The organism is Arthrobacter sp. ISL-85, from assembly GCF_018613675.1.
Taxonomy (GTDB): domain Bacteria; phylum Actinomycetota; class Actinomycetes; order Actinomycetales; family Micrococcaceae; genus Arthrobacter.
In genome coordinates this window covers 53,255-68,269 of the sequence record NZ_JAGGPQ010000020.1, presented here as the reverse complement: position 1 = coordinate 68,269, position 15,015 = coordinate 53,255, and the positions used below count along the sequence as shown (strand labels likewise).

General features: G+C 66.2%; 15 protein-coding genes and 1 pseudogene. 3 read left to right on the top strand and 13 right to left on the bottom strand.

Features of this window, described 5'->3' with window-relative positions; all coding sequences use genetic code 11:
- Positions 1–103: 103 nt before the first annotated feature.
- Positions 104–1,163: pseudogene (locus J7I84_RS15915) on the bottom strand (lactonase family protein).
- Between the two features lie 264 nt (positions 1,164–1,427).
- Here J7I84_RS15915 and J7I84_RS21625 point away from each other — a divergent pair.
- A complete protein-coding gene (locus J7I84_RS21625; RefSeq protein ID WP_285291236.1) occupies positions 1,428–2,201 on the top strand; it encodes a putative protein N(5)-glutamine methyltransferase in 774 nt (257 codons plus the stop codon).
- Between the two features lie 274 nt (positions 2,202–2,475).
- Here J7I84_RS21625 and J7I84_RS15905 read toward each other — a convergent pair whose 3' ends face one another.
- From J7I84_RS15905 to J7I84_RS15855, 11 genes are all read right to left on the bottom strand, one after another.
- Positions 2,476–2,853, bottom strand: a complete 378-nt coding sequence (locus J7I84_RS15905; RefSeq protein ID WP_214945515.1) for a YtxH domain-containing protein — start codon at positions 2,851–2,853, stop codon at positions 2,476–2,478.
- A 126-nt stretch (positions 2,854–2,979) separates the two neighbouring features.
- Positions 2,980–3,246 carry a GlsB/YeaQ/YmgE family stress response membrane protein gene (locus J7I84_RS15900; protein ID WP_214945514.1) on the bottom strand — a complete coding sequence of 89 codons (267 nt, stop codon included), beginning with the start codon at positions 3,244–3,246 and terminating at the stop codon, positions 2,980–2,982.
- A 131-nt stretch (positions 3,247–3,377) separates the two neighbouring features.
- Positions 3,378–4,211 carry an aldo/keto reductase gene (locus J7I84_RS15895; protein ID WP_214945513.1) on the bottom strand — a complete coding sequence of 278 codons (834 nt, stop codon included), beginning with the start codon at positions 4,209–4,211 and terminating at the stop codon, positions 3,378–3,380.
- Between the two features lie 83 nt (positions 4,212–4,294).
- On the bottom strand, positions 4,295–5,212 hold the full coding sequence (locus J7I84_RS15890; RefSeq protein WP_311381153.1) for an alpha/beta hydrolase: 918 nt from the start codon (positions 5,210–5,212) through the stop codon (positions 4,295–4,297).
- A 40-nt stretch (positions 5,213–5,252) separates the two neighbouring features.
- Positions 5,253–6,839 (bottom strand): long-chain fatty acid--CoA ligase, encoded by a 1,587-nt coding sequence (locus tag J7I84_RS15885; protein WP_214945612.1) that lies wholly within the window; start codon positions 6,837–6,839, stop codon positions 5,253–5,255.
- Between the two features lie 23 nt (positions 6,840–6,862).
- Positions 6,863–8,059, bottom strand: a complete 1,197-nt coding sequence (locus tag J7I84_RS15880; RefSeq protein WP_214945512.1) for an acetyl-CoA C-acetyltransferase — start codon at positions 8,057–8,059, stop codon at positions 6,863–6,865.
- Between the two features lie 46 nt (positions 8,060–8,105).
- On the bottom strand, positions 8,106–9,362 hold the full coding sequence (locus tag J7I84_RS15875; RefSeq protein ID WP_214945511.1) for an acyl-CoA dehydrogenase family protein: 1,257 nt from the start codon (positions 9,360–9,362) through the stop codon (positions 8,106–8,108).
- A gap of 127 nt (positions 9,363–9,489) precedes the next feature.
- Positions 9,490–10,215, bottom strand: a complete 726-nt coding sequence (locus tag J7I84_RS15870; RefSeq protein WP_214945510.1) for a TetR/AcrR family transcriptional regulator — start codon at positions 10,213–10,215, stop codon at positions 9,490–9,492.
- A gap of 83 nt (positions 10,216–10,298) precedes the next feature.
- Positions 10,299–11,321, bottom strand: a complete 1,023-nt coding sequence (locus J7I84_RS15865) for an SDR family oxidoreductase (protein ID WP_214945509.1) — start codon at positions 11,319–11,321, stop codon at positions 10,299–10,301.
- On the bottom strand, positions 11,315–12,286 hold the full coding sequence (locus J7I84_RS15860) for an aldo/keto reductase (protein WP_214945508.1): 972 nt from the start codon (positions 12,284–12,286) through the stop codon (positions 11,315–11,317). Before J7I84_RS15860 ends, J7I84_RS15865 begins: the two co-directional genes overlap by 7 nt.
- Before the next feature lie 54 nt (positions 12,287–12,340).
- Complete coding sequence (locus J7I84_RS15855) at positions 12,341–13,162, bottom strand: aldo/keto reductase (protein ID WP_214945507.1); 822 nt, start codon at positions 13,160–13,162, stop codon at positions 12,341–12,343.
- 220 nt (positions 13,163–13,382) lie between these two features.
- On the opposite strand from J7I84_RS15855, the gene J7I84_RS15850 reads away from it, so the two are divergent.
- The gene (locus J7I84_RS15850; RefSeq protein WP_214945506.1) at positions 13,383–14,282 is read left to right on the top strand and encodes a helix-turn-helix domain-containing protein; all 900 of its coding nucleotides are present in this window, start codon (positions 13,383–13,385) and stop codon (positions 14,280–14,282) included.
- Between the two features lie 159 nt (positions 14,283–14,441).
- Positions 14,442–14,648: a hypothetical protein gene (locus tag J7I84_RS15845; protein ID WP_214945505.1), complete on the top strand. Its 207-nt coding sequence runs from the start codon at positions 14,442–14,444 to the stop codon at positions 14,646–14,648.
- 80 nt (positions 14,649–14,728) lie between these two features.
- Here the strand turns inward: J7I84_RS15845 and J7I84_RS15840 are convergent, their stop codons facing one another.
- Positions 14,729–14,941, bottom strand: coding sequence for a dodecin (locus J7I84_RS15840; protein WP_214945504.1), 213 nt, complete (start codon positions 14,939–14,941; stop codon positions 14,729–14,731).
- Positions 14,942–15,015: the final 74 nt, after the last annotated feature.

Sequence of the window (15,015 nt, the reverse complement as noted above, 5' to 3'; positions counted from 1 at the left end):
CCTGCTGCCTTGTGAACCGAGTCACAACTGTAAGCGCTTGCACTGGATTACTCCAGTGTTTTGGGAAGGTACTCCTGTCCGGGTGTTCTGCGGGCCGGCAGTGCTAGTCAGCGGCCACCAGGGCGGTGGGCGACGGGGTATGCAGGTTGTAAACCGGGGGCCCGGGGAGGCCGGTGATGGGATCCAACTCAAAGGTGGCGATGTTGTCGGAGCGTTCATGGGCCACGTGCAGCCAATTTCCCCGGACCAGGTGGTGCCGCGGCCAGTCCCCGCCGCTGGCAAGGTCTTTGACGGGAATCAGTTCGGTGCCATCCCCGGCAACTTCCAGGACGCTGATGAGGTTGGAGCCGGACGCCCGCGTAGGCAAAGGTTCCCTGGGGACCCAGGCAGATCTCGGCTGCGGAGTCGCCTTCCTTGCTGCCGCCCGCCGTCGCGGGTCCGCGGAATACCAGCTCGTAGGTGCCGGCCTCGGGGCGGACCACGAAGACTTCCACGGAGTACTCCGACACGATGAAGACGTTCCCGGTGGGGTGCTCCACCAGGTGCCGGGGACCGCTGCCGTAAGGGAGGACCACCTCGTGGTCCGCCACCAGTCCGGTGCCCGGCACGTAGGTCCAGATGCGCAAGGTGTCGTGACCCAGGTCAGTGGTCATGATGCGGCCATCCTGCAGCATCAGGCTGGCATGGGCCCGGCTCTGCCTCGGGCTGCCCGGGGCAAGGGCGGCGTGGGGATCAACCGATGGTGCGGCGGGGAACCGCCCGCTCAGGCCGCCGTCTGCATCCAGCTCGTAGAGGAGGACCTGCCCGTCGCCCCAGCACGCGGCGGTGACAAAGCGGCCGTGCGGGTCGACGGCGACGTGGCAGGTGGCCTCCCCTGCCGACTGCGGTTCCCCGGCGGGTTCCAGGGCGAATTCGCCGCGCCGGCGGTACCCCTGGACTTTCCTGCGCTGCTCGGCCGCCGCGTACACCATCGCCAGTGTGGGGTGGACGGCTACGAACGACGGCGATTGTGCCTCGACTGCCGTACCCAGCCATTCGAGGCTGCCGTCCTCATGGCTGCGGACAGCGCCGATGCCCTGGGCGCGGCCGCCACCGTCGGGGGTGTAGGTGCCGATCCAAATGATGTTGCTGGCTGCACTTTTGGTCGCTGTGCCGGTGGTCATGGTCCCATCCTGTCAAGGGTTTGCCCCCATTCCCGTGCGCCGGGCCGCCGATTAGCATGGGATTTCCGGCAGTTGCAGAAGGGAGATGGGCGCGGTCATGGCTGTATCCACGTTGAACCCCTCCCTGCGCCCTCCGGAGACCTGGGCCTAGCCGGCGTGGAGGCACCCATCCGCTACCCGGAAGGCGCTGCTCCGCGTCCTCTTGGACTACGGGATGTTCACGGCCAGTCCCCGCCGCGGGACTTCGACCGGATCGTCTCTCTTTTGCGGTCTGCAGGTTGTGTTTTCGCCGAGCAGGAAGCCTCGCTCTTGCTTGCTGAGGCTTCCACTCCCCCGGAACTTTCCCGGAACGTTCAGCGCCGGATGGAGGGCGTTCCCTTGGAGCACATCCTGGGATGGGCGGAATTCGCCGGTGGCCGCGTTGTGGTCGAACCCGGCGTCTTTGTGCCGCGCCGCCGGACCGAGCTGCTGGTCAACGAGGCCCTGGCCCTGCTGGCGGACGGACCCCAGCTGCCGCCTCCGGTCGTGGTGGACCTCTGCTGCGGATCCGGGGCCGTGGGAGCGGCAATCATGCACCAGGTGCCGGGGGTGGAACTGCATGCTGCGGACATCGAACCAGGGGCCGTTCGGTGTGCACGGCGGAACTTGGAACCCCTGGGCGGCCAGGTCCATGAGGGGGACTTGTTCGCAGCCCTTCCGCCCGCGCTGCGTGGCCGCGTGGGGGTGCTCGCGGTCAACGCGCCGTATGTGCCCACGGAAGCCATCCGCACCATGCCGCCGGAAGCCCGTCTGTACGAACCTGTTGGGTCGCTCGACGGCGGTCCTGATGGCCTGGACTTCCACCGGCGGGTTGCCATTGGGGGCATCCAGTGGCTGTCTCCCCATGGTCATTTACTCATCGAAACCAGTGCACGTCAGGCACACGGCACCGCCGAAATCCTGGCCGCGGCCGGATTCGCTGTCCGGACGGTCCGTTCGGAAGAACTGGATGGGACTGTGGTCGTCGGGCGACGAGTGGCTGAGAGCGTGCGGCGGTAGCGTTCCGGCGATCCGGTTCACCGCCGGACTGGTGGCTCCTGGGTTCGGGTCCTTCCACGGCGCCCCCGGCGCATGAGCCGTTACGTCCGGTTGTGCCGGGGCGGTTGAGGATGGCTGTCCCAAAACCCCTATGTGGAAAACCTGAGCGGCGGCTTAAGCACTGCCAGCCGCCGCGTCCCCCAAGGATCGCGACGGCCGGCAAGGCGATTCAGTTGTAGCACACTGGCCGATCATTCAGTTGTCACGCGGCTATACCTCGTAACGAAAGCGGTAATCAGGGCTTCGTGCCGTTCCCATCGGAAGTACCAAGGTTGGTGGTTTCCGGGTGGGTGCTGTGGGCGGGAATGTGGTCCCCACCGAGGCCGCCGGATTCGCCGGCCGTGGAAGGGCCCCCGCCGGATGCTCCGTCACGGTGGATTGCGGAGCCAATCACTGTGCCCGCCCTGCGCGCGGCTTCCCCAAGCTGGTCTGCCACCTCGGGAGCCTTTCCCTTGATGGTTTCCGTAGCCACGGCAACCTTGTCCTGGACCGGCTTGCTGTCCCAAACACCGGCAGCGCGGGCCTTCAGCTTGTCGTAAGCGGCACGGCCTGACCGCGAGCCGAGGACGTAACCAACGGCAACGCCTACACCCAAAAGAAGCTTGTTTTTCACGATGAACTCCTGCTCTGCGAGAAGGTTATCTGTCCCGGCTGGGGCAGCTGGCGCCCGTCGCCGGAGAAAATGAAAGCCGGCCCGGGGATGATGTCCCCAGGCCGGCTTCCTGGCTTGCCCGCGAAGTTATCCGCGAACGCTGCGCTTGGTGACCATGCCGTAGATGGCAAGGACGATCAGCGAGCCGACGATCGCCAGCAGCCAGGTCTGGATCGAGAAGAACTCCTGCAGTCCACTGCCGAAGATCATCCCGCCAAGCCAGCCGCCGAGGAACGCGCCAACGACGCCCAGGATCAGGGTGATGACCCAGCCGCCACCCTGCCTGCCCGGGAGGATCGCCTTAGCGATCGCACCAGCGATAAGTCCGAGAATCAGAAATGCAATAAATCCCATTTGAATGCTCTCTTCCTAAGTAGAGGAGGCCTCCAGGTCCGGAGGCACTTCATCCTTCTGCCCTAATAGTAATCATGCTTACTATCTTTATGCCAACCCCATATCGGGAAAAAGTGCAGTTCAGGCTGGTTTTAGTGTCCTGTTTTGTCCGAGTCGTTGCCTGCCCCGGGGCCCTCGTCCAGGACCGAAATTTCCGCTAGATCCTGCGGGTCGAGGGCGAAATCGAACACGTCCAAATTTTCCGCCATCCGCTCCGGGGAGGCGGTCTTTGGAATCGTTACCAATCCGTTTTGTATGTGCCACCGCAGGACGAGTTGGCCCGGGGTTTTCCCGTGTTTTTCCGCCAGTTGGGAAAGGACAGGGGCGCCCAGCAAACCTGCCCCCGAGCCGCCCAGGGGGCTGTACGATTCGGTGACAATTCCGTGGCGCGTATGGAATTCCCGCTCTGCGGACCGGGTGATGGCCGGGCTGAGCTGGACCTGGTTTACCGCCGGCACCACATTGGTCTCCGCCATCAACCGTTCGAGGTGCGGCGGCTTGAAGTTGGACACCCCGATGGAGCGGACCTTGCCCTCCGCCTGCAGCCGTTCAAACGTCTGCCAGGTGGAGACGTACTGGTCCCTCCCGGGCAGCGGCCAGTGGATCAGCAACAGGTCCACATAGTCCAGCCCCAGCCGCTTCAACGACCCTTCCAGGCCCGCTACCGCACGGTCGTGGCCCTGGAATTCGCCGTCAAGCTTGGTGGTGATGAAGAGTTCGGTGCGGTCCACGCCGCTGGCCCGGATGCCGTTGCCCACGCCGCGTTCGTTGCCGTACTTCACTGCGGTATCGATGTGCCGGTACCCGGCTTCCACAGCTTGGACGACGGCGGCCGCCACCTGTTCGTCGTCCAGCGGCCAAGTGCCAAGGCCCAGCTGCGGGATCCTGTTGCCGTCATTGAGTTCGATGAGCGGTGCAAGTGTCATGCCATCAGTCTGCCCCGGATCGGGCCGTCCCGGCCCCTCGAACGCGCGGAGAATCTTCCGGTATTCCTGAACGGCCCGGTACGTCAGGGGGACGTAACGACCTCCTGGTCCAGCACGTCACCGACCACTGCGGCAACCCTCGCCGCTCCGCGACCGCCCATGACGATTGTGTAGTGGTTAACGTCTGGGACCAGTTCAGCCCGCACGGACGGCCGGCCTTGAAGGTGGGCGTCCACCGTCTCCTGTGTGTACAGTCCGGGGGACTCGTCGCGGAGGCCTCGCGGCGCCCACAGCAACACGGCCGGATGCAACAGGCTCTCCAGTGAGCGGGGAACTGATTCCCCTGCCAGAAGGTCTGTGGAGTCCTCGGTCATGGCCTCGACGGCGGTGGAGGGGCGAAGCTGCGGAGCCGTGCCCAGCAGGTCATAGCGTGCATAGGCTTCGACGGCGTCGTTCCAGTTGTCTGCGAAGGCCGGGTGGCTGCGCCAGAAATCCAGGTACGTTTCGTGGTCAGGGAACGTCATGGAGAGCCTTGCCGCGGCTGGCCCGAGGATCGCCTGGATGGCTTGGGGGATGGTGACGCCCGGCGGTACCGGGAGCGGCAGCCCGCCATCGACCAGCACGAGTGAGCTCACGCGGTGCGGCTGGAGGTGGGCGAAGACCTCTGCCACGAAAGCGCCCATGGAATGCCCCAACACCAGTACCTGTCCGACGGCGACGGCGTCGAGGAGGTCTGCCAGGTCCTGGGCGTGGGTGGCCATGCCGTACGGCCCGGGCAGGCTGCTGCTGCGGCCCCGTCCGCGCAGGTCAGGGGCGATGATGCGGATGCCGGGGAGGGCGTCGGCGAGGACAGCCCACTGCATGTGCGACGAGGTCACGCCGTGCACGGCAAGGACGGTGGCCACCGCGGGGTCCTGGGGCCCCCAGATCGCGGCTCGGAGAAGCCCGCCCCGCACCGGAACGTCAACGGTGGTGTAGTCGGTACCGCTGGACAGGCTCACAGGTTGGGTCCTTTCCGAAGCACGGAACGAATGTGTTTTCTCATGCCGTGCGCCCGGCGGTCCCCGCCTCAGTTGGGTCCTCGGCCAGTTTCCGCTTCAGGATCTTTCCGCTGGGACCCAGCGGGAATTCGGAGAGGATCCGGACTACCCGGGGGTACTTGTACGCAGCGAGTTGGGCGCTGGCAAAGTCCACCAACTCGACCTCGGAGACGCTGGCCCCCGCGTCCAGCACGATGGCGGCCACGATTTCCTGCCCATGGACGTCATCCGGGATGCCGTAGACCGCGGCGCTGACCACCGCTGGGTGGTTCAGCAGGACTTCCTCCACTTCCCGGGGATACACGTTGTACCCGTTACGGATAATCATGTCCTTCTTGCGGTCCACGATGGTGAGGTAGCCGTCGTCGTCCTTGGTTCCAAGGTCACCGCTGCGGAACCAGCCGTCCACTACCGCCTCCGCCGTGGCCTCGGGCCGGTTCAGGTAACCCTTCATCAAAAGGTGGCCCCGGATCACCAGCTCGCCCAGTTCCCCGTTGGGCAGCAGCTCGATCCGCTCTGTCACCTCAGGGCGAGCGATTTCGATGTCAACGCCCCAGATCGGAACCCCAATGGTCCCCGGCCGGGGCTGCGTGCCCACGTGGTTGAAGGCCGCCACCGGCGAAGTCTCCGTCAGTCCGTACCCTTCATGGATCTCCACCCCGTAGACATCGCGGAACTTGTCCAGCACGGCCAGGGGAAGGGCTGCGCCGCCGGAGATGCCGTACCGCAGCGCCGTTGGCCGGTCCGGCATGGTCTTGGCGGCTTCCAGGAGCGCCACGTACATGGTGGGCACCCCCAGGAAGATGTTGACGTTGTGCCGGGCCAGCAACTTCAGGGCATCCGGGCCGGTGAAGCGCGGCATCAGGACGATGGTGGCCCCGGCGCGCAGCCCCGTATTGAGGACGACGGTCTGGCCAAAGGTGTGGAAGAGCGGCAGGCCGCCGAAAAGGACGTCACCGGGCCGGAAGTCCATCACGCTGGTCAGCAGGACGCTGGTCTGCTCCACCAGGGCGAAGTGTGTGCCCAACGCGCCCTTTGGTTTGCCCGTGGTGCCAGAGGTGTAAAGGATGGTGGCCGTGTCCGAGGGGCGGCACGGTTCGTACGTCCGGATCGGCTCGGCGCCGGCGGCTTCCGCTTCCAGCCGTGGGAACCCGCCGTCGTCGTCGGGAGCCATGACGGTCAGCACGTCTATTCCGGTAGCCAAGGCGCCTGCGGCACCCTCCGCGAGCAGCGGCGCGGCGCACACCAGCAGCTTGGCACCGCTGTCCTGCAGGACGTACTCGATTTCGCGGGCCTTGAGCAGGGCGTGCACCGGAACAACAATGGCGCCGAGCGCCAGGATGGCGTAGTACACCCGTGCGAAGTCCGGGACGTTGGGGATCAGGACGGCGACGGCGTCTCCGGGGCCAATGCCGCGGGCACGCAGCGCGCCGGCGTAGGCGCGGGTCTGGTTCCACAGGTCTCCGTAGCTGACCTGGTCCTCACCGACCACGAGGGCGATGCTGTCCGGATTCCTCTTGGTCGATTCAGCCAGGATTGCTGCGACGGAGATAGTGGCGAAACCGTCGGCGGAGTTGGTGTTGGTCATGGCCTGCTTCTTCGTTGGGATGGTCATGCTGTGAGGATCAGGGCGTCGCCCTGGCCGCCGCCCCCGCAGAGGGCTACGACGCCGGTGCCTCCGCCGCGGCGTTTCAGGGCCAGTGCCTGGTGCAGCACCAGGCGTGCGCCCGAAGCCCCCACCGGGTGGCCCAGGGCGATGGCACCGCCTTCGGCGTTCACGGCTTCGGTTTCGATGCCAAGATCGTTGGCGGACTGGATCAGGACCGAGGCGAAAGCCTCGTTGATTTCCACCAGGTCCAGGTCCCGCACGGTGAGCCCCTGGTCCTTGAGGGCGCGCTCGATGGCGCGGGCTGGCTGGGAGTGCAGGGATCCGTCCGGGCCTGCGGTCTGCCCGTGGGCGCCAATCTCGGCAATCCACTCCAGCCCTGCAGCTTCCGCCGCTGCCTTGCTGGCAATGACCAGCGCCGCAGCGCCATCGGAGAGGGGCGACGACGACCCGGCCGTGATGGTTGCTGTCTCCGCCTTGGAGAACGCCGGGCGGAGTTGCGCGAGCGATTCTGCAGTGGTTTCCGGGCGGATGCCCTCGTCATGTTCAAGCGTCACGGCCGGGCCCTTGCGCTGCGGTACCTGGATCGGCGCGATTTCCTCCGCGAACACCCCGGCGGCGCGGGCTGCCTCGGCACGCTGGTGGGAGCGGGCTGCCACGGCATCCTGCTCTTCGCGCCGGATGCCGCGTTCGGCGTTGCCGGCGTCGGTGGCCTCGCCCATCAGCTTGCCGCTCACCGGGTCCTGCAGCCCGTCGTGGTTCAGGGAGTCCAGCATGGGGGCATCACCGATGACGACGCCGGCGCGCAGCCCGGGGACCAGGTGCGGTGCGTTGGTCATTGACTCCTGGCCGGCGGCAACAATGAAGTCCGCTTCCCCGGTGCGGATCATCCGGGCGGCGTCGATCACGGCGGTCAGCCCGGACAGGCAGAGCTTGTTGATGGTGATGGTGGGGACGTCCCAGCCGATGCCGGCGGCCAGGCTGGCCTGGCGTGCGGGACCCTGCCCGGCGCCGGCCTGGATGACCTGCCCCACGATCACGGCGCCGATCTGCTCCGGTGCCACGCCGGTGCGTTCCAGGGCGGCCCTGATGGCGTGGGCGCCCAGTTCGCTTGAGGAGAAGGGCGTGAGGCCGCCGCGGAACCTGCCGAACGGGGTGCGGGCGCCGCCCAGGATGACGGGGATGTTGGCGTTCTGGTTCAAGAACAGTCCTTTCAAAAAATGATGGGCGGAGCTCAGGCGGCAGGGGTCAGGCGAAGGCGGAGGTGCCGGTGATGCCGCGGCCGATGATGAGGGCCTGCATGGTCTCGGTGCCCTCGTAGGTGTGGATGGCCTCGATGTCGGCAAGGTGCCGGGCCACACGGTTTTCCAGCAGGATGCCGTTGCCGCCCAGCAGGTCGCGGGCGTTGGAGGCGATTCCCCGTGCGGTCCGGGTGCAGGTGAACTTGGCAAGGGAGGCCTGTTCGGGAGTGAGGGTTCCGGCCTCATCCAGCTGCGTCATCTGCACCACCATCAACTGCATGGTGGCCAGCTCGCTGAGCATCCGGGCCAGCCGTTCCTGGACGATCTGGGACGCGGCCAGCGGCCGGCCGAACTGCTTGCGCTGCTTGGCGTACTGGACGGCGGTTTCGTAGCAGGCCGTTGCATGGCCGACGGCGGACCAGGCCACGCCCAGCCGGGTCGCCAGCAGGACACGGGCGGTGTCCTTGAAGGTGCGGGCGCCGGGCAGGACGTTCGCTTCAGGGACGAAGACGTCCTCGAGCCGGATATGGGCCTGCCAAATGGCGCGGAGGGCCAGTTTGCCTTCAATTTTGGTTGCGGTGTAGCCGGGGGAGTCCTGCGGAACCAGGTAACCGTGGACCTGGCCGTCCCCGCCCCGGGCCCATACGATGCTGACGCCGCCCACGGAGCCGTTGCCGATCCACTTCTTTTCACCGTTCAGCACGAACCCTCCCTCCGCAGGGATCGCCATGGTTTCCAGGGCCACCGAGTCGGAGCCGTGGGTGGGCTCCGTAAGGGCGAACGCCGCGTATTCCGTGCCCGTGGCAATCGCCGGCAGCCAGCGCTCCTTCTGGGCCGCGGACCCACATTCGGCCACGGAACGCAGGGCCAGGCCGCCCTGGACCGCAATCATCGTGGCCACGGAACCATCGCCCCGGCTGATCTCCATGTTCACCAGGCCGGCGGCCATGCTGCTCATGGGTGTGAAACCCTCTACGGGCACGCCATCGCGGAGCAGGTCGAGCTCGCCGAGGCGGCGGAGGAGGTGCAGCGGGTATTCGCCGCGTTCCCAGTAGCCGTCAATGACGGGGAGGATCTCATCCTGGACGAAGCTGCGGGCGCGGTCCCAGTACGCCCGGTCCTCGTTGCCGATGCCGGCCAGGATGGACGCCGGGTCTGTCCCGAGGGCCTCGGTCAAAACGTAGTCCGGCTCAACGGTGCCGGCGGGAAAGCCGGTGGGGTCTCCGGTGCGGGTGGGCACGAGGCTTGGCGACGTCGTCGTCATGTATCTGCATCCTTTGAATCAGCGGCGGCGGAGGCCGGGACGGTGTGGCTTGCACCACACGGTCTAAGGATGCAATGAAACGCAGTTCCACGTCAAGAAACTGCGTACCAAGCCTGCACGGCTGCGCCTAAGGCAGCGCGTCCCGGACCGCCTGGGCAATAGCGTCCTTGTCGGCGGGGCCCGAAAGGACGGTCACGACGACGGTCGGCGCGGGTTGGGCGGTGGCTTGGACACCGAGGAGTGCGGTCCGGAACGTTTCGGACAATGCCTGGAGTTCGCTGGCAAGTGCCGTTGCCCGCGTCGGGTCCGTCGCCGCCGTGTCCCCGGGCCCAGTAGCTGCGCGCAGCCACTTCCGGAGGAAGGCATTGTGCACTGCCACCACGGCTGCCGCGAAGGCGACGGCCATGTATTCACGCCGGCCCTCCCGGGGCAGCTTGTCGGTCAGGTAGTGCAGGAACGCCCGCTCGTAGCGGTGTGAAGTGACCAGCTCCCGGTCCCGCAGCGCCGGGACCGCTTGCAGCAGCCCATAGCGGGCGCGGGAGGTTTCGGGATTCCGCAGGTGGTGCTCGAAGACCAGCATGGCGGCGTCCGTCACGGCGGCGAGCGGCTCGAGCCTGGATTCCGCGAGCCGTTCCTTGACCTGGTGCAGGATCCGCTCGTGATCGGCGAATACCACGTCCTCCTTGGACCCGAACCTGCGGAAGAACGTGCTGCGGCTCATGCCGGAAGCTTCCGCGAGTTCTTCAACGGACGTCGCATCGAAACCCTGCCTGGCCAGGAGGCCAATGGCTGCCGCAACCGGCCCGTCGGCGGGATGTCCGTCGACGGGACGGCTGGAAGGGGGCGAAGTCATGCGCCGAAATGTAGCACAGCAGCTAGCCTGAGGGCTGGCCTGGCGCCGTGCAGCGGCAGGCCAGCCCTATTGGAGACGGCAGGTCAGGCGCCTTGCCGCGACCAGCTGGTGAGCTTGTCGGAAAGCTGCATGTAGGACTCCGTCACCTGCTGCAGCTCCGGGTGGCTGTCGTACCACTCCACGATCTCCCGGGCACCGTCGGCAAAGGGGATGGTAGCGGCGTAGTCCGGGACCAGGGACTTGATCTTGGTGTTGTCAAAGACCACCGAATGGGACCGGTCGCCCAGAAGGTTGGACCCCAGTTCCTGGTCGTGGGCGGCGATGGTTTCGGACGCCACATGGACCAGTTCCGGTTCCCGGACCCCCGCGGCCCTTGCGAAGAGTTGGTAGATCTGGTTCCAAGGCAGGTACTCGTCGGAGGTGATGGTGTAGCTCTCGCCCACTGCCTGCGGCCTTCCGAGCAGGCCGACGAAGGCCTTGGCGAAGTCCCTGCTGTGCGTGAGCGTCCACAGTGAGGTGCCGTCGCCGTGGACCATGACCGGAAGTCCGTTGCGCATCCGGTGGATGTCCGTCCAGCCGCCCACCATGGCGATCTTGGTGCGGTCGTAGGTGTGCGACGGCCGGATCACCGTCAGGGGAAAGTCGTCCTCACGGTAGGCCCGGAACAGCAGCTCCTCGCACGCGATCTTGTCCCGTGAGTACTGCCAGAAGGGGTTCTTCAACGGCGTGGACTCGCGGATTGGAAGCCGGGTGGGCGGCTTCTGGTACGCGGAGGCGGAGCTGATGAAGACGTACTGTCCGGTCCGCCCGCTGAACAGCTCCATGCTGGTTTGCGCCTGGTCCGGGGTGTAGGAGATAAAGTCCGCAACGGCGTCGAACTCCCTGCCGCCCAGCACCTCCCGCACAGCCGCTGCATCACGGACGTCGGCGTGCAGCACTTCCGTCCCCTCCGGGATGGGCCGGGTGGACTGGCCCCGGTTCACGATGGTCAGCCGGTGGCCCAGCGCGACGGCACGTTCTGCTGCCGCCGCGCTGATGACCCCGGTGCCGCCGATGAAAAGGATGCTCCTCGGCGCCACCGTATCTGCCGGTTGTGGCGTTACCACGCGTAGTCTTCCGGTGCCGTACGGTGGCCCGGGAAGATGTCGTCCAGCCGTTTGAGCGCGTCTTCATCGAGGGAGACGTCCAGGGCGCGGATGGCGGCATCGAGCTGTTCCTGGGTGCGCGGCCCCACGATCGGCGCGGTCACCGCGGGCTGGTGCAGGAGCCAGGCCAGTGCGACGTCGCCGGGTTCGTGCCCCAACTCGTCGGCGAAGTCCTCGTACTGGCGGATCTGGTCCTGGTGCTTCTTCAGCGTCTCCGCGGCCCGGCCCTCCGTGCGGCGGACCCCTTCGCGTTCCTTCTTGAGCACGCCGCCCAACAGGCCGCCCTGCAGCGGCGACCACGGAATGAGGCCCAAGCCGTACTGCTGGGCAGCCGGGATGACTTCCAGCTCCACCTGGCGCATGAACAGGTTGTAGATGGACTGCTCGCTGACCAGGCCGGTGTAGTTCCGGCGCCGTGCTGCTTCCTGTGCCTGGGCGATGTGCCAGCCGGCGAAGTTGCTGCTGCCCGAGTACAGGATCTTGCCCTGCTGTACGGCAACCTCGATGGCCTGCCAGATCTCGTCCCATGGCGTATCGCGGTCCACGTGGTGGAACTGGTACACGTCGATGTAGTCCGTCTGCAGACGCTTGAGGCTCGCGTCCAGCGCACGGCGGATGTTCAGTGCCGAAAGCTTGGACTCGTTGGGCCGGTCCGTCATGGTGCCGTAGAGCTTGGTGGCCAGGACTGTGTGTTCGCGGCGCTCGCCGCCCTTGGCGAACCAGCGCCCAATGATCTCCTCGGTCCAGCCGCGGTGGTCAGCGCCGCCGTACACGTTGGCCGTGTCGAAGAAGTTGATGCCGGCCTCATGGGCGGAGTCCATGATGCTGTGGGCGTCCGCTTCCTCCGTCTGCGGCCCGAAGTTCATGGTGCCCAGGCAAAGGCGGGAGACTTTCAGGCCGGAGCGGCCCAGATGGGTGTACTGCATGGAAAATCCTTTCAATGGGGAAGCCTGCCAACCGCTGGTTGGGCCTGCTGGAACCTACATCTGGGTAAAGGAGGCGACGGCGGGATCGGAACCAATGCGGGCACCGGACTCCAGCGCCGTGATGGCAGCCAGTTCGTCCTGGGACAGCGTCAGGGACGAGGCCGCAAAGTTCTCGCGGATGCGGTCAGGGTTCGCGGACTTGGGAATGACGATGTTTCCATTGGCGAGGTGCCAGGCGAGCACCACCTGGGCCGTGCTGGCATTGTGGGCAGCGGCAATTTCGGTAACCGCGTTTCCGTTGAGGTCCCCGCCCTGCCCCAGCGGGCTGTAGGCCTCGACGGCGATGCCCAGGCCGCGGCACTTGGTGGCAAGGTCAGCCTGCTGGTAGCTGGGGTGAAGCTCGATCTGGTTGACGGCCGGCACGGTTTCAGCGGACTCCAGCAGGGTGTCCAGGTGGTCGGAGAGGAAGTTGGAGACGCCAATGGCGCGGATTTCCTTGTTCTCGTACAGCCGCTCCATCTCCTTCCAGGCCTGGATGAAGAGTCCCTGTGAGGGGACTGGCCAGTGGATGAGGTACAGGTCGATGAAGTCCAGTCCCAGCGCCTTGCGGCTGTTCTGGAATGCTTCCTGCGCCCGGCCCTGCTCGCCGTTGCGGAGCTTGGTGGTAACGAAAATGTCCTCGCGTGCGATCCCGGTGGCGGCGAGGGCTGCGCCGACTCCGGCTTCGTTCCGGTAGGCGGCTGCGGTGTCAATGTGGCGGTAGCCCGCTTCCAGGGCGTCCTCCACTGTCCGCTGGGTTTCTTCCGGCGGGACCTGGAAGACGCCGAAGCCGAGCTGCGGGATGGTGACGCCGTTGTTGAGTGTCAGCTCTGACATGGGGGTGCTCCTTCTGTGGGAGGTGTTGCTGGAAGATATGGTGCTGGAATGTACTGCCGGCTGCTCGACCGGGTGAGAAAGCGGTTTCCACCGGCTCACTCTTGAGCCTATGCACTTTCCGCCACCAAGTCAGCAAACAAAGCTGTTCCTGTTTTTCCTAGGACTGCCAGTCCTACCTTCGTTGTAGAGTGGACCGCCCGACGCAGGCACAATGGTCTGCATGGGTCAAAGCGCCGAGTTCGGAAAATTCCTCAAAGTTATGCGGTCCCGCTTGAGCCCGGAAGTCGCCGGGACGGGTCCCAGCACGGGGGCCCGCAGGGTTCCGGGCCTGCGGCGGGAGGAAGTTGCCAGGCTGGCCGGGGTCAGTACGGACTACTACGTCCGGCTGGAGCAGGGCCGCAACATCCACCCGTCCCGCACGGTCCTGGATGCCGTTGCAAGGGCGCTGCGACTGGACAGCAGCGAGCACGCGCACATGCTGGACCTCCTGGAGAACTGCGCAGGTGGCCCGCGCGAGCCCGGAGCCAATGCCGCCCAGGGTGTTCGGCCCGCGCTGCGCCAACTCCTCGACGCTGTGGGGGAGGTCCCCGCCATGGTGCTGGGCCGGCGCAACGACGTCCTGGCCGGCAACAGGATGGCTTTCCTGCTGTTTGCCAATTTCCCGGCCTTGCCGCCCGCGGAGCGGAACCTGACCCGCTGGACCATCCTGGATCCCGCGGCACGGGAATTATTCAGGGACTGGAAGACGGTGGCCGCCGAAGCAACCGGATCCCTGAGGCTGGACGTGGGCCGGCATCCCAACGATCCCCAGGCCAGCCGCCTGGTGGGCGAGTTGGCTGTGCATAGCGAACACTTCCGCCAGTGGTGGGCCGGGCACCGGGTGGCCACGCGGGCCGCCGGGACCGTCCGGTTGCATCATCCGTCCGTGGGGGACCTGGAACTGAACTTTGAAAACCTGGTCCTGCCGGAGGATCCCGACCAGACGCTGAGGGTGTATTCGGCACGGCCGGGTTCGCCGTCGTCGGACGCCCTGGCCCTGCTGGGAAGCCTTGGTGCCGTGCCGGACGATGACCAGGAGCGGGATTCAGCTGTACTGGCCCAAGGTGACGCGGCTGTCTGAACGGGCACCCCGTTCAGCCAGAAGCGCGCCACTGTACATTCGTCCAGCACGGAGGGGGGATTCTGGCCACCCGCCCATTGGGCCGGGGCCGACCCTTTCCTAGGGTGGGAGTACCCGCTTTCGCCACGCCAATTTCTTAAACCCAGGATGGTCTCAACGATGAAACGCATCGCCCTGCTGAAGGAACGCCAGGCATCCGCCGGCCCCGCCTCCACCGCCACCGGTTCGCACTGCCCTGCATCGGGACTCTGGAGCCCGGACCTGGACCCGCACACCGTCCTGTCCTTTTTTGAGGGCCATGTCTTTCCCGCGTTCGACGGCGTGCCCACAGTCTGGCGGCGGCGCAGCCCCGGTACGGCAAACTAGGGACCGCTTAAACAAAACTGACCCGCAGCTATCGTCGGCCAAGTCCGGCGGCGACGGCTGCGGGTCTATCTGTTGCGTGGCTACTGCTCTTCCAGGCGGAAGCCGAGTTTGATGGTGACCTGCCAGTCCGCCACCTTCCCGTCCTGCAGGTGGCCGCGGACCTCCTTGACCTCGAACCAGTCGAGGTTCCGCAGGGTCTGGGATGCCTTGGCAATGCCGTTGCGGACGGCGTCGTCCACGCCCTCGGTGGAGGTGCCGACAATTTCAGAAATGCTGTACGTGTGGTTGGACAACTTCGCTCCTCGTGATCATCGTTGCTCCCGGATGCGGGCCGTCCCTGAAGCCTAGTAGGACTCCGGGAGCGTTG